Genomic DNA, 14,286 nt, shown 5'->3' on the forward strand with positions numbered 1-14,286 from the left:
ACATCGTCTTTTTATATGTTTTCAAGATTACCTTATACTTGTCTCAATCCGTAAAACCATTTCATCCTTAAAATTGTATTGCAACATAGCTGATCTTAATCTATCACTTACCTTTGTAATTTCCCTTTTAAGTAAATCTGATATTTTATCAGCAGTTTCATCATTTACACTATGTATTGATTGTAAGGCTTGAATAAATTTAGAGTTACACTTATTTTGATAACCGTCCAATTCTGCCATTAATCTATTCCATAATAAAAAGTCTATAAACAAATCCTTTTGTTCAATTACGTTAAAATACTCAGCTGTTTTTTCGACCAGTATGGTTTCAATCTGTTTAAGATACTTTACTAATGTATCTATATCAGCATCCTTATCCATATATAAGTGTACCTTAGCCTCATTCACTTCCTGAACTCCCCTGGACATTAGGTTAATAAACTCGATATCTTTTGTTTTCGCCAATATATGATAATACATACTGCTATAATAATCTCCAGCCAAAATCGATAACTGCCGTTTCCTTAATTTTGCCGGACTTTCGGATTCCTCTGTGTTTGAAACTCCCTCATGGGTATCCAGGGCAATTTGCATAAGCATGACAGATACTATGTAATATGGCATAAACTTTTGATCCACATTGGCATCACGCAGAATTTTAACCATAACCGCTATCATATCATCATTTATGACTGGCCGATCAATATGATCTAATATTAAAGAATGATAGATAAGTTTCTTTATCTCACTATTAAATTGTATGACTTCATTATTGATGCTATCCAATGGTAATCACCCATGCTTCCACTTCTGATTCCGTACCATAATCGGCACATTACGTATTCATCATACTTATCTTACTATCCTTTTAAATTGCTGTCGAATGGTTTAAAAGGAGAGAATAGATAATCGGTTATTCCTTTTCACTTTCTATTTCACCGTATGGCGTGTACATAACCGCTTTTCCTCTGATTTTCATAGCTGATGTGTGTTCTGTAAATTGAACAAATAACACTTCACCTTTATCAAGCTTTTCTGAATGATGAAATTTAGTATCCTCACCTCTGGTTAATCCAATAACACTCACTCCATCTTCCAATGCTTTTATAACTACAAAATCATTTGATTGAAGGTTCTCCATTCTCTTACTCCTTTTCAACTTTTATCTCATGATTATTTATTAATTAAGCTTAATACTTCCTGACGGGAGATTGAGTCTGTCGCCAATGTTCCTCTTACTGCGGAAGTAATTGTCTTCGATCCTGGTTTTTTAACACCTCTCATAGTCATGCACATATGCTCAGCTTCAACTACGACCATCACTCCATGAGGAGCCAGTGTGTCCATAATAGAATCTGCAACAGTTGATGTAATCCGTTCCTGTAATTGCGGCCTTCTGCTCACTGCTTCGACCGCTCTGGCTAATTTACTCAAACCTGTAACACGTCCGCCTTTTGGTATGTAGGCCACATGTGCCACTCCAAAGAATGGCACGAGATGGTGCTCACACATAGAATAAAAAGGGATATCCTTAACAAGGACTAATTCTTCATGATCTTCACCGAATACCGTTTCAAAATATTCTTTAGGATCCTGTCTCAATCCGGAAAATACCTCTTCATACATTTTTGCTACACGTTTAGGTGTGTCCAGGAGCCCTTCCCTTGTTGGATCTTCCCCAAGAGCCTCCAAAATCATTGTCACTGCTTCTTCTATTTTACCGCGATTGATTTCACTCATTTTATGTCTTCCTCCCATTGCTATACCTAATTTCAACTATTTCCATAGTAGCACATTTTATTCTTAGAGCCATAGATTATGGACTTCATAATAGAAAAAGAGTCATTACCAAAGAAATTGGTAATGACTCTAATCGCGTATAGCGCTTATTCAAGTAAAATCGTATGTAAAAATTACTTAACAGCGTCTTTAAGTGCTTTCCCTGGTTTGAATGCAGGTACTTTGCTGGCACTGATTTCGATTTCCTCACCAGTTTGCGGGTTACGTCCTTTACGAGCAGCACGCTCACGAACTTCAAAGTTACCGAAACCAATCAATTGTACTTTATCTCCATTTTTAAGAGCTTCTAAAATGGATTCGAACACTGCGTCTACTGCTTTAGTTGCGTCTTTTTTAGAAAGCTCGCTAGCTTCAGCAACAGCGTTGATTAATTCTGTTTTGTTCATGCCATTCACCTCCTCCCAAAGTATGCTTCCATTCTACTTCAATACTTTTTAAGTTGTAATGAAATATTTTCATCAGTCAAAACAAAAACTTGAAATAATTTGTCATTAATCATTTTTAACATAAAAAACCATTGATAAACATTGATATATAAGGGTTTTTGCTTTGAACTTGATTTCTGATAAAAGATTATCATAATCCATAGACCATATCAAGTAAATTGGCGAATTTACAGGCATTTATTCGAATAATGTAGGTTATTTTTCTATTTTTATTGCCATATCTTCTTATTTGAGGTATTTTGAAAGTTAAAGCATTTATAAAAACACTTGATTTTTGCAAAAAAATACAGAGGATTACGGATCCGTTACGGTCCGTAAAACCCTCTGTATCTGTTAAAGAATAATGGCAATTAATCCGCCAGATCCTTCATTAATGATTCTTTCAAGCGTTTCCTTTAATTTATATCGTGCATTCTCCGGCATCAAACTTAATTTAGCTTGGATTCCCTCACGAACTACAGTAGACAAACTGCGGCCAAATATATCTGAATTCCAGATGCTCAGAGGATTATCTTCAAAATCCGCCATTAAATAACGAACCAATTCTTCACTTTGTTTCTCTGTTCCGATTATAGGGGCAAATTCTGATTCAACATCTACTTTTATCATATGAATGGATGGCGCCACAGCTTTCAGCCTAACTCCAAACCTGGATCCCTGTCTAATGATTTCCGGTTCATCCAGACTCATATCCGCCAGAGAAGGAGAAGCAACACCATAACCCGTTTGTTTAACCATTTTAAGGGCATCCGCGACCTGGTCATACTCCGCTTTCGCGTAAGCAAAATCCTGCATTAATTCAAGCAAATGATCCTTCCCTCGTATCTCAACACCCACAATCTCTTTTAGAACCAGGTCATACAATTCATCAGGTGCTGATAAATCTATTTCGGCTACTCCCTGGCCCATTTCAATCCCAGCCAATGAAGCATGACCAACAAACTCATACTCTTCAAAAAGATGGACGAGTCTATCAACATCTCTAAGCCTTTTAATATCCTGAACCGTTTCTCTTATAGCATCCTGATAGCTGACCCTCAGCCAATGATTTTCATTAAGCACCATAACCCATCTAGGTAGATTCACATTCACTTCCAGAACAGGGAACTCAAACAATGCTTCCCGCAGGACATTTAACACATCCCCTTCCCGCATGCTCTCAACACTTATGGCAAGCACCGGGATATCATATTTTTCCTGAAGCTTAGCACGCAGAATCTCTGTATCCGGGTGATAAGGGCTGACTGTATTAATAATCATGATAAAAGGCTTTCCAACCTCTTTTAGCTCTTCTACGACCCTTTCCTCAGCATCTACATAGTCTAACCTTGGTATCTCTCCTATTGACCCATCTGTCGTCACTACAACGCCAATTGTAGAATGGTCCTGTATGACCTTACGAGTGCCAATTTCAGCTGCTTCATGAAACGGAATTGGCTCTTCATACCAAGGCGTATGAATCATCCTTGGCCCATTCTCATCCTCATATCCTTTCGCACCAGGAACGGTATATCCTACACAGTCAACCATACGAATATTGACCTCTAACCCTTCGTCTACCTGAACCTGCGCTGCCTGGTTCGGCACAAATTTAGGTTCCGTAGTCATGATCGTTCTTCCTGCTGCACTTTGTGGTAATTCATCAATCGTACGTGCTTTTTCAGCTTCACTTTTCATACCAGGAAGAACAACCAACTCCATAAATTTCTTAATAAATGTAGATTTACCCGTCCGAACGGCTCCAACTACTCCTAAATATATATCGCCGCCGGTTCTCTCGGCTATATCCTTAAATATATCGACCCTTTCCAAGAGATCCCCTCCCGATTCCTCCATATATGAGTACATATACGTAATTATTGATAGTCTTATAAACTTGGACACTATATATTTATGCTATAGCCCATTAAACTTATGACTAGTTTTTTCTCTCCTCTCCTTTTATGTAAACAACCGACTGCTATTTTGATTAAAAATGAACCAATTATTCGGAGTATCATGATAAAGCACCGAATTATTCAGGAGATGTCAAAATTTAAAATACAATCTGGAATAAAAAAAACCTTTCTTTTACAATATATTTTGTAAAAGAAAGGTTATTCCTCAATTGCCATAAAGACAGGTTTATTTGCTATTTGATCCCATGTATAAGGTAATGAATAGGCAGGAACAAAGAGGCTGTCTTTCACTAACTCTGCTCTTATATCTTCACCCTTTTTAAATCCCGCCGAACGATCAATAAGTAAATCATATAAATCCGGTGTATAGTCAATATACAATTCGCCATCTTCACCTAAAACAAGGTGTAACGATTTACCTGTGAAGGGACTTTTCACGGTAGGTTCCTTGTCAAATCCCATATTTTTATAGTTGAGCGCATAGACATTGGTACCAATTTTTTCTTCAAACGCAGGATAGCCCTGTGATTGAATTTGCAGCTTGGTATCCCGTATTGTCTCGGCTAAACGTAAATCAATCAGCCTAACAGTTGGATTTGTTTCTTCATTAACGAGTGTGTATTGAAAAATCCCGCCATTTTCATAGGCATTTCCCGGAATTTCAGACATATATTTTGGAACCAATTTCTGAAAATCAATTATGTATTTCATATAATACGGTGTATCTTGATCCTTTGTCACAATCGGCAACAGGTTGCCGCCATTATCTTTTCTATATTCCAAAACAGCTTTCTGAACGGATTCGACCTGATCTTCATAGGGTACCTGGTTTTGCTGTAAATTCTCCTGCGGATACATACACCCGGATAGAAAAAGAATAGTACACAGCAAGAATGTCATTCCAGATATTTTATGTGGTATCTTATTCAACACTTTATCCATTTGTAGGACCACTCACAATAATAATGACCATAATAATGGCTGCTATAAACATAGATACATAGGCTATCGTGGCTAAAAGATATTTTAATATACCCTTTAATTTATATCTGCTTAGATATATAGCCAGCACTGCGATTGCCATTAAGCCCATCCCAGCAATCGAAATCCACATTTTTTGCATTGCTATGCTCAATATTCGGCACCCCTTTTTCATCAATTCTTTTTACCATATTTTTAAAAAGAATAATATTTTTTCAACCTTTGCTATTATAACCCAAAATATACCTAAAAGAAAACAAAAACGGAAGCTCGGGTTTTATATACCCAAACTTCCGTCCTGGACTAAATATATAGACTTAGACTAAGTTTATGCTGGCTCAGTCTTTTATAAAGTATACTATGTTTAAATGACCATCTTAGCAAGTAACAAATGCCTATTTTTTGACAAAATCATTGATTAATGATTATTAATCATGCTATCCATCAAATCTTCCATTTCATGCTTCTTGCTTCTAGTCATAAGATCATCTACTTCTGTCTTAATATCCTTGTCATTAAACAGGACATCGTACAAGGCAGTCGTAATTGGCATCTTCACTTGGTATTTCTCCGACAACTGATAAGCTGCCTTCGTTGTTCTCACGCCTTCAACAACCATTCCCATGCTTTCAAGAACCTCTTCAAGATTCTTTCCTTTTCCAAGCATATTACCGGCACGCCAGTTTCTTGAATGGACGCTTGTACATGTTACAATAAGGTCACCGATACCTGTTAATCCAAGGAATGTTAACGGGTTTGCTCCCATCTTCACACCCAGACGAGTGATTTCTGCAAGACCGCGAGTCATCAAAGCGGCTTTGGCATTATCTCCGTATCCAAGTCCATCCGTAATCCCAGCTGCTAAGGCAATAATGTTTTTCAAGGCACCCCCAATTTCCACACCAACTAAGTCTTGGTTCGTATACACGCGGAAATTTTGGTTCATAAATAAATCCTGAATACGCACTGCTGCTTCCATATTTTTAGAAGCAACCGTAACGGTTGTAGGAATCCTTCTGCTTACCTCTTCAGCATGGCTTGGGCCGGAGAGAACAATGATATCTTTTGCTATATCCAAAATTTCTTCTTCTATCATTTCAGATATACGCAGCAAGCTATCTGGCTCGATCCCTTTGCTTACATGGACGATTGTCACTTTATCCTGGACAATCGCTTTAACCTTGCGGGCCACTTCACGAATTGCTTTAGTCGGTACAGCAAAAACAATAACCTCTGAGCCAGACAATGCCTCTTCCAAATCATAGTATGCCTTAATAGCGGAAGGGAGCTTGACATCAGGTAAATAACGAATATTTGCCTGTTCACGATTTATCTCATTGACATGTTCTAACTCATGCCCCCAGATTTTTACCGCATGTCCGTTATCTGCAAGGACAATTCCAAGTGCAGTTCCCCACGAACCTGCTCCCAAAATGGTGACTGATTGTTGCATAGACTCCACTCCTCAAAAAAATTATTTACGTAGTCGAGAAAATATTTTTATAGGCGTTCCTTCAAATCCAAATGCATCTCTAATTTTATTCTCCAGGAAGCGTTCATAGGAGAAGTGCATTAATTCTGGATCATTTACAAAGACAACAAAGGATGGCGGCTTAACGGCCACTTGTGTAGCATAATATATTTTCAACCTTTTGCCGTGATGGGTTGGCGTTGGATTCATTGCTACTGCATCCATTATAACATCATTCAGGACATTCGTTTGGATACGCTGTGCATGGTTTTCACTTGCCAAATTAATCATTGGAAGCAAAGTATGGATACGTGCTTTCGTTTTAGCAGACAAGAACACAATTGGAGCATAGTCAAGGAACTGGAATTCAGCTCTAATTTTCTCTTCAAACTTCTTCATCGTTTTATCATCTTTTTCAACTGCGTCCCATTTGTTCACTACAATAACGATAGCTCGTCCTGCCTGATGGGCATACCCAGCAATCTTTTTATCCTGTTCAATAATGCCTTCTTCCCCGTCGAGGACCACTAGGACAACATCTGAACGTTCAATAGCTCGTAATGCACGTAAAACACTGTACTTTTCAGTACTTTCGTATACCTTACCTTTTTTCCTCATTCCAGCGGTATCAATGATGACATAATCATCGCCATTATATTTATATGGAGAATCGACCGCATCTCTTGTTGTTCCTGCGATATTACTTACAATAACGCGCTCTTCACCCAAAATCGCATTAACTAATGAGGATTTTCCAACATTCGGTCTACCGATCAAGCTGAACTTAATCACATCTTCGTCATAGTCAGGTGCTTGGTGATCAGGGAAGCTTTGTACAACAGCATCTAGCAAATCCCCAATTCCAATTCCGTGAGAGCCAGAGATTCCTATTGGTTCACCAAAGCCCAATGCATAGAAATCATAGATCTGATCGCGCATCTCAAAGTTATCCACTTTATTTACAGCAACGACTACTGGTTTCTTTGAACGATAAAGAATTTTTGCCACTTCTTCATCAGCAGAAGTCAATCCCTCTCTGCCACTCGTCATAAAAATAATAACATCCGCTTCATCAATAGCAATCTCTGCCTGTTGACGAATCTGTTCTAAAAACGGTTCATCCCCTATATCAATACCGCCTGTATCAATAATATTGAATTCATGGTTTAACCATTCTCCAGAACTATAAATCCTGTCTCTGGTTACTCCGGCTACGTCTTCTACAATTGATATTCTTTCTCCTACAATCCGATTGAATATTGTAGATTTCCCTACATTCGGCCTGCCTACTATGGCTACAACTGGTTTTGGCATGGTCGTTCATCCTTTCAACTATCCTAGCTAAATTCCTGTTTATTTTCACTGAATTGTTAGCATGTTTAATGTATTTATATTTTATGAAAAAAGAACCCTTCTTAATCATAAAGAAGGGTCTAACTATATTATGATAGCAAACGTTTCGCAAAGTAACAACTCTTCTGCTATATTTCCTTACTATTTTTGACGTGAAATTTAAACTCCCTTGGAGTTTTCCTTTCAATATTCTCGGTAAAAAGTAAACTAAATTACTTTTCTTAATGGAATTTATCCAACAGGTTTTTATCTAACGCCCTTACCTTTTAACCCTACATGCTGCTGATGATAAATCCTTCGCCTCGGTATTCTTTTTGTCCATAGATTATTGGTTTTATTTAAAAGGATAGTAATGGTTATCGCCAGTAACAAAAGGTCCAATGATTCAAATGTACCTATCGCTTTAACTGGAAACCCGTAAACATATAAAATCCCTGAATAAACTGCTTCACCAAGTATAATGGCAACACTAAGTATACTGACCCTTTTAGTTGATTCTAAAAAGATTATACTCAGTACAACCAGCATACCGGCCGCAATATAAATCCAGTTTACAATAAACCATACTGGATATAGAACTGAATAAATTCTAATACATATAAAGGCAATAGTAATAAAAAAAATAGCGACTGTCATTCTAATTAATTCTTTATTCGTCCAATGTCTCCATTGATAAAAAGACCAAAGCAGGGCCGCAATAAAAAACAGATTTAAATGTATACTGAATATATGGATGGACAGACCGGCAAAGCAAATCCCTGCCAATAGTCTGATCATTCCTCTCCGTCTTATCTTAACCGATTCATCTGATATAAAAATAAAATACCAACACCCAAGCCACATTAAACTGAAAAATAAATAACCTTCATGCATAAAAACCTCCCTTAGCAGTATGCCAACTTTCAATTTTTTTAAACATTTCAAATGTAATAGGAAATTGATTTATTTAACACATCTTCGGTAAGCAGGGCATTCGATTCTTTTCTATAAATTCAGTAGATACCCAAAGACACCCTCACTTTCATAAACATATATTCTACATAACAGATTTTTTCAGCCACGCTAATTCTGGCCCTTTAATCGCAATCACGACCAAGTTACACTCTAATCCTCGGGTCATTTCACAAAACTAAATAATACAGAGTGAAGCATAACGCTGATTGGTAACTTTATTCGATTTTTTGTTTATACATAGAAACAGCCCTTCTCTATACCTGAGAAGGGCTGATTTTTACTTAATATTAAACCTAAAGCATGCAAGCCTGTAAGGGCATCTAACACATTACTTTATTTTTTTAAATTCTTTAACTGCTCTCCAATCATTTCACCTAATTGGAAGCCTCTTGTTTCTTCAGGGAGTTCATAGTTATCCATTTCAGCAGCTGGATTTTCTTGCAATTCTTTAATACTTAGAGATAATCTGTGCTCATCCTCATTCACGTCAAGCACTTTAACTTTAATAACATCTCCCTCAGACATAACCTCATGAGGAGTGCCGATATGTTTATGTGAAATTTGAGAAATATGCACCAAACCTTCTACACCAGGGAATACTTCCACAAAAGCACCATAGGATACAAGACGTTTAACCGTCCCTTCCAAAACACTGCCTTTTTTTGCTTTATCAGTAATATCTGACCAAGGTCCAGGCAGGGTCTCTTTTATGGATAATGAAACTCTTTCAGTATCACGGTCAATAGATAAAATCTTGACTCGGACGTTGTCTCCCTCTGAGACAACATCTGAAGGTCTGTCCACATGTTCATGAGAAAGCTGAGATACATGAACTAAACCATCAATACCTCCAATATCAACAAATGCGCCGAAATCAGTTATTCGCTGAACCGTTCCTTCAAGGACTTGGCCAGCCTGTAAAGATTCCAGAACGCCAATTTTTTTCTTTTCTTTCTCTTCACGCACAACATCTCTGTGTGAAAGGATTAAGCGGTTTTTTTCTTGGTCCAGCTCTACAATCTTAAACGCTAGCTCTTTCCCTTTGTAGTCAGAGAAATCTTCAACGAAATAATCTTCGACAAGCGAGGCAGGTACAAATCCACGTACTCCCAAGTCAACAACTAGACCGCCTTTTACAACGTCTTTAACCTCAGTTTCAATTATTTCACCATTTTCAAATGAAACAACCAGGTCTCCCCACGCTTTTTCTGCATCTACTTTTCTTTTCGATAGAATCAGAGCTTCATCTTCGACTTTGATAATCTCAAACTCAAGCTCGTCCCCTTCCTTCACCACATCTGAAGCTTTTTCAACGTGCAGACTGGAGAGCTCACTGATAGGGACAATGCCATCATGCTTACTATTTTCAACTTCAATTACGACTTGTTTTTCTTCAACTTTAGTTACAGTCCCACGCACTCTTTGGCCTACATTAAACTCGGTTACATTAATATTGTTCATATCCTCTGTCATATGTACTCCTCCTAACGATCACGGGTTCAATTACCTTTCAATTTATATTTAATACCACTAATCCGCCAGTATTAAACAATATTCTAAATAATCTCTTTTTTCTAACTTCTTATAATTTGTACTATTTGTCAAGCAGGATGTTTAGCGGTTTTGATCAATCAATTGCTTTATATGAGCCATTATGACTTTCGTCACTTCCTCAGGGGAGGCTTTTTGACTACGGTATTCTTCCATGTCAATTGGAGGACCGTATATAACTTTTGTTTTAGAAAATGGTTTATAGGAACCAATCACGGCACAGGGAATAACTTTAGCGTCCGTTCTCAACGCAAAGAAGCCTGCACCCGCAAGACCCTCTCCCAATTCGCCTGTCTTACTGCGAGTTCCTTCAGGAAACAGACCTAAGACATGTCCATCTTTTAAAGCACCCAATCCCTTTCGCAAGGCATTCCGGTCACTCATACCTCTTTTAATAGGAATGGCATGAACACGCGGTAAAATAGTTTTAAGAACAGGTACATTAAACAGTTCTTCTTTAGCGATAAAATGAACATCCCGCGGGCACGTCATCCCTACAACTGGCGGGTCTAATTCACTGATATGATTGGAGCATAATAAAACACCGCCTGTCTCAGGAAAATGTTCTCTTCCTGAAACTGAGACACGGTATAAGGGAGTTAGAGCTATCTTTACTACGCCCCTGGCAAATCTATAAAAGCTCATCCATATACTCCTTTCTCATTCGCTATCTTCATAATAGCATCCACCACTTCATCAATTGAAAGACTTGTTGTATCAAGTTCAATTGCATCTGCTGCTTTTTTCAAAGGAGATACTTCTCTTTCTGAATCAAATTTATCACGGGCCGCAATATCTTGTTTTAATTGTTCAATATCCGAGTCAAACCCTTTTAAGATATTTTCTTCATGTCTTCTTTTGGCACGCTCATCTACACTTGCAAGCATAAAGATTTTGACTTCAGCATTTGGCATAACTTGAGTACCTATATCTCTGCCATCCATTACAACGCCGCCTTGTTCAGACAGGAGCTGTTGTCGTCGAACCATTTCTTCACGGACCAGTTTATGCTGAGAGACAGCGGAAACATTTTTAGTTACATTCGGCGTTCTTATCTCTTCAGATACAATAACTCCATCAACCAGTACATCTTGTCCTTGTTCACTATTCTGCAATTTTATATCCGTAGACATTAATAGATCATAAAGAGCTGCTTCGTTATTCGGATCTATTCCATTATTTAATGCCTTATAAGTTAAAGCCCTGTACATTGCACCTGTATCAATATATATGTATGTTAGCCTTCTAGCAATAATTTTCGCTACTGTGCTTTTACCTGCAGCAGCAGGACCATCAATAGCAATCGATAATTTCTTTTTCATTTGTTCCTCCTTGTTGTACACAAAAATTAATCATGACTATTTTAACACAGCTTTACAGGATATAAATCAATATGAATGTAAAAAAATGAGACAAAGTACTTTACTTTGTCTTTAGAAAACCTAAATATTCATTTATTGGAAATTGCATCCATAATTGCTGTATAATTATTTTCGATGACGCCTTCATATCTTGCGAGTGTTTTCCATTTAGTAAAGGTATGTTCACGATGAAAAACAAGCTGAAAAAATAATAAAAATAAAAGTTGAATGATAGCCATTTTCTTGATAAATCGCTCTACCGCATTCATATGGAACAATCCTCCTCTTACTTATGAGTTTGTCCATACAGATATGTATTTAATCCCCAAAACCTCTGTTTCTTTCCTCCAATTGCCTTTCAAAACAATAACGCAGCAAAATTTGCCGTTCTGCTTCAGTGATTTCGGTAAATTCGACAGATACTTTTTTTCTATTATTCAAAACTTCGACAATTCTTTTCACTTGTACCTGAATGGGTAGTTCACACACTTCCCTATTTCTCATCTCAAATGTAAACTGCAGTATTAGATTAGTATGAGTATCAATCTTTAAATTTTGAGGAACAATGATTGCTGCTCCTCCTGCGCTAATATCCGTTGTTAATGCCGTAAAGGGGGGGAATTCATTATTAATGGGCTGTACATTTACTTTTGTGGACAAGCTTACACGCACATATTCTCTTCGCTGAATTTTTTCCAGATATTCATCACCAGGATAATCTAAAAGCAGCAAAGGTATATTTTCCCTTACTCTTCCCTGGATTTCCGTATTAAACAGATAGGTATTTTGATCCTTTCCAACAAATGTTCCCCTGAAATTCGTTCCATTTATAAAGTAATCTATTCTGTTCGTATATATATTAACTGGATAATCAATATAAAGAATCCCATCTCTAACATCCATTAACTTGCATCTATATGTTTCAGGCTGATCTAATTGGCTCTTCTCAAGTATGATGGTCATTCCGATTGTTAACATAGTTAAACCATTTCCCCTCTGACATGTGTAAGAATATTCCAAAACAAGGACTTATGTACTATTATGACAGAAAATACAAAAAAAGGAAAAGACCGTTTCCAGCCTTTTCCTTAGATTATTTTTTATGAGACATCATCATACACTTTTCTTGCTTCATGCATGATTTCTACTTTTTCTTCATGCCCGTTTTCTGCATTAATAAAAATTCGGTAGGTATCATCGCCTACTGTTCCCATAAATTCATAACAGAGTACATCTTCATATAAATTATTTGTGATAACGGCTAATCTTTTTTCCATAATCATTACTTTTCCACTGATTTGCTTTTCAGCTTCTTTTTCAGTGATAGCCGGTTTATTAATTTTTCTTTCCTTATCATGATTTTGAAGATAATCGTCTGCTCCCAATCCGATGATATCTCCATTATCTAGTGCTACTTTGATACGGATTGCTTCAGGATAGATCCTCACTTGATCTTTAACCGTTACAAACGTATAAACACCAACATTATTATATTGAGTACTTTCAAATAACTCCATATTCTGATAGCCCATGTTATTCAGATATTGCCGAGCTTTCTTATATCCATCGTTTAACCCGATCTTAGCATCGGATACTTGACGATCATTAATAATATAAATTGGATGTCCACCTTTTTTAGTCAAATCGATTCCAATCATATTACCTGTAGAAGCACTCTTCAAATTCACATGATAGAACTCGTATTTTGAACCATCCTTATTTGCAGTTACGCTGACAGTTTTAGCATTAGAGACACCTGTATATTTTTTTGCCAGTTCAATTGCTTCCTTACGGGTTATTTCTTTTCCGGACAAATTTTTATAATCTATGTTTTTTTCCTCCACAGATGTAAATGTAGGTCCATATTCACTTTTTTGTCCAATTGACTTTACATTTTTATCTATCGTTTTAAGTCCATCAATAACTTGGTTGTCCCGTTGGCTGTCCCCCTTCGTATCCGCCAAGGCTGTTTCCACATCCATCCAACGTAAATCATTGTCGCTGATTTTCCTTTGAACACTCCTTAGCTCATCTCTTATTTCCGTTGCGTCACTATACAGAGCTTTTAATGTATTATATTCTTCATCAGATAGCGGACTTTTATCTAAATCTCGCACAGATGTCTTATAGGCGAAATCACCGATATTTGTTAAAAATTTCTCCGTTTCATGAAATGGCATTAATGTTAGGGGCAAATGACCAACATTATTATGCGCTTCACTTGTTAATCTCCAAACCTCAGCCAATGCCGGAGATAGAGAATCCTTTGTATTCATAGCCAATGTCGTCCCGATTTTATCATTTAACACATCAATTTGATAGTTCAGATCATTAAAGGCACGCTGATAATTATTCTCGGTTTGATTCATGATAGCTATTTTTTCTTGATGATCCTGATATGCCCAGTACGCTGTTCCAACTAAACCGATTAGCAATACAGCAATCACGATATTTCTTATCATTACATTCAC

At 37.1% G+C, this 14,286-nt stretch carries 16 protein-coding genes; all 16 read right to left on the reverse strand.

All coding sequences use genetic code 11. From position 1 onward, the window contains the following. Window positions 1-27 precede the first annotated feature (27 nt). The 16 genes from F7984_RS11510 to ypeB all read right to left on the reverse strand — a co-directional run bounded on the left by F7984_RS11510 (window position 28) and on the right by ypeB (window position 14,277). Window positions 28-786, reverse strand: a complete 759-nt coding sequence (locus tag F7984_RS11510) for a heptaprenyl diphosphate synthase component 1 (protein WP_066107470.1) — start codon at window positions 784-786, stop codon at window positions 28-30. A 127-nt stretch (window positions 787-913) separates the two neighbouring features. Further along, window positions 914-1,141 (reverse strand): trp RNA-binding attenuation protein MtrB, encoded by a 228-nt coding sequence (mtrB, locus tag F7984_RS11515; RefSeq protein ID WP_066107475.1) that lies wholly within the window; start codon window positions 1,139-1,141, stop codon window positions 914-916. A 32-nt stretch (window positions 1,142-1,173) separates the two neighbouring features. Beyond that, complete coding sequence (gene folE, locus F7984_RS11520; RefSeq protein ID WP_066107479.1) at window positions 1,174-1,740, reverse strand: GTP cyclohydrolase I FolE; 567 nt, start codon at window positions 1,738-1,740, stop codon at window positions 1,174-1,176. A 173-nt stretch (window positions 1,741-1,913) separates the two neighbouring features. Beyond that, entirely contained in the window at window positions 1,914-2,186 is a 273-nt protein-coding gene (locus F7984_RS11525; RefSeq protein WP_049670554.1) for an HU family DNA-binding protein, read from the reverse strand. Window positions 2,187-2,579: 393 nt separating this feature from the next. Next, on the reverse strand, window positions 2,580-4,058 hold the full coding sequence (gene spoIVA, locus F7984_RS11530; RefSeq protein WP_066107482.1) for a stage IV sporulation protein A: 1,479 nt from the start codon (window positions 4,056-4,058) through the stop codon (window positions 2,580-2,582). A gap of 284 nt (window positions 4,059-4,342) precedes the next feature. Then, window positions 4,343-5,044, reverse strand: a complete 702-nt coding sequence (locus F7984_RS11535; RefSeq protein ID WP_140461682.1) for a hypothetical protein — start codon at window positions 5,042-5,044, stop codon at window positions 4,343-4,345. Window positions 5,045-5,078: 34 nt separating this feature from the next. Further along, on the reverse strand, window positions 5,079-5,279 hold the full coding sequence (locus tag F7984_RS11540; RefSeq protein ID WP_066107485.1) for a DUF2768 domain-containing protein: 201 nt from the start codon (window positions 5,277-5,279) through the stop codon (window positions 5,079-5,081). 264 nt (window positions 5,280-5,543) lie between these two features. Further along, window positions 5,544-6,578 carry an NAD(P)H-dependent glycerol-3-phosphate dehydrogenase gene (locus tag F7984_RS11545; protein WP_066107488.1) on the reverse strand — a complete coding sequence of 345 codons (1,035 nt, stop codon included), beginning with the start codon at window positions 6,576-6,578 and terminating at the stop codon, window positions 5,544-5,546. A gap of 21 nt (window positions 6,579-6,599) precedes the next feature. After that, the gene (gene der, locus F7984_RS11550; protein ID WP_066107491.1) at window positions 6,600-7,910 is read right to left on the reverse strand and encodes a ribosome biogenesis GTPase Der; all 1,311 of its coding nucleotides are present in this window, start codon (window positions 7,908-7,910) and stop codon (window positions 6,600-6,602) included. Between the two features lie 285 nt (window positions 7,911-8,195). Continuing rightward, the gene (locus F7984_RS11555) at window positions 8,196-8,822 is read right to left on the reverse strand and encodes a YphA family membrane protein (RefSeq protein ID WP_066107492.1); all 627 of its coding nucleotides are present in this window, start codon (window positions 8,820-8,822) and stop codon (window positions 8,196-8,198) included. Window positions 8,823-9,236: 414 nt separating this feature from the next. Next, a complete protein-coding gene (rpsA, locus tag F7984_RS11560; RefSeq protein WP_066107495.1) occupies window positions 9,237-10,376 on the reverse strand; it encodes a 30S ribosomal protein S1 in 1,140 nt (379 codons plus the stop codon). A gap of 141 nt (window positions 10,377-10,517) precedes the next feature. After that, window positions 10,518-11,099 (reverse strand): lysophospholipid acyltransferase family protein, encoded by a 582-nt coding sequence (locus F7984_RS11565; RefSeq protein WP_066107498.1) that lies wholly within the window; start codon window positions 11,097-11,099, stop codon window positions 10,518-10,520. Further along, complete coding sequence (gene cmk, locus F7984_RS11570) at window positions 11,096-11,776, reverse strand: (d)CMP kinase (RefSeq protein WP_066107501.1); 681 nt, start codon at window positions 11,774-11,776, stop codon at window positions 11,096-11,098. The genes F7984_RS11565 and cmk overlap by 4 nt, the downstream gene beginning before the upstream one ends. A 128-nt stretch (window positions 11,777-11,904) precedes the next feature. Beyond that, a complete protein-coding gene (locus F7984_RS11575; RefSeq protein ID WP_139891728.1) occupies window positions 11,905-12,084 on the reverse strand; it encodes a DUF5359 family protein in 180 nt (59 codons plus the stop codon). A gap of 49 nt (window positions 12,085-12,133) precedes the next feature. Beyond that, window positions 12,134-12,793, reverse strand: a complete 660-nt coding sequence (locus F7984_RS11580; protein ID WP_140461598.1) for a flagellar brake protein — start codon at window positions 12,791-12,793, stop codon at window positions 12,134-12,136. 122 nt (window positions 12,794-12,915) lie between these two features. Continuing rightward, window positions 12,916-14,277 (reverse strand): germination protein YpeB, encoded by a 1,362-nt coding sequence (gene ypeB, locus F7984_RS11585; RefSeq protein ID WP_066107512.1) that lies wholly within the window; start codon window positions 14,275-14,277, stop codon window positions 12,916-12,918. Between the last annotated feature and the right edge of the window lie 9 nt (window positions 14,278-14,286).

The organism is Pradoshia sp. D12 (assembly GCF_008935075.1).
Lineage (GTDB): Bacteria > Bacillota > Bacilli > Bacillales > Pradoshiaceae > Pradoshia.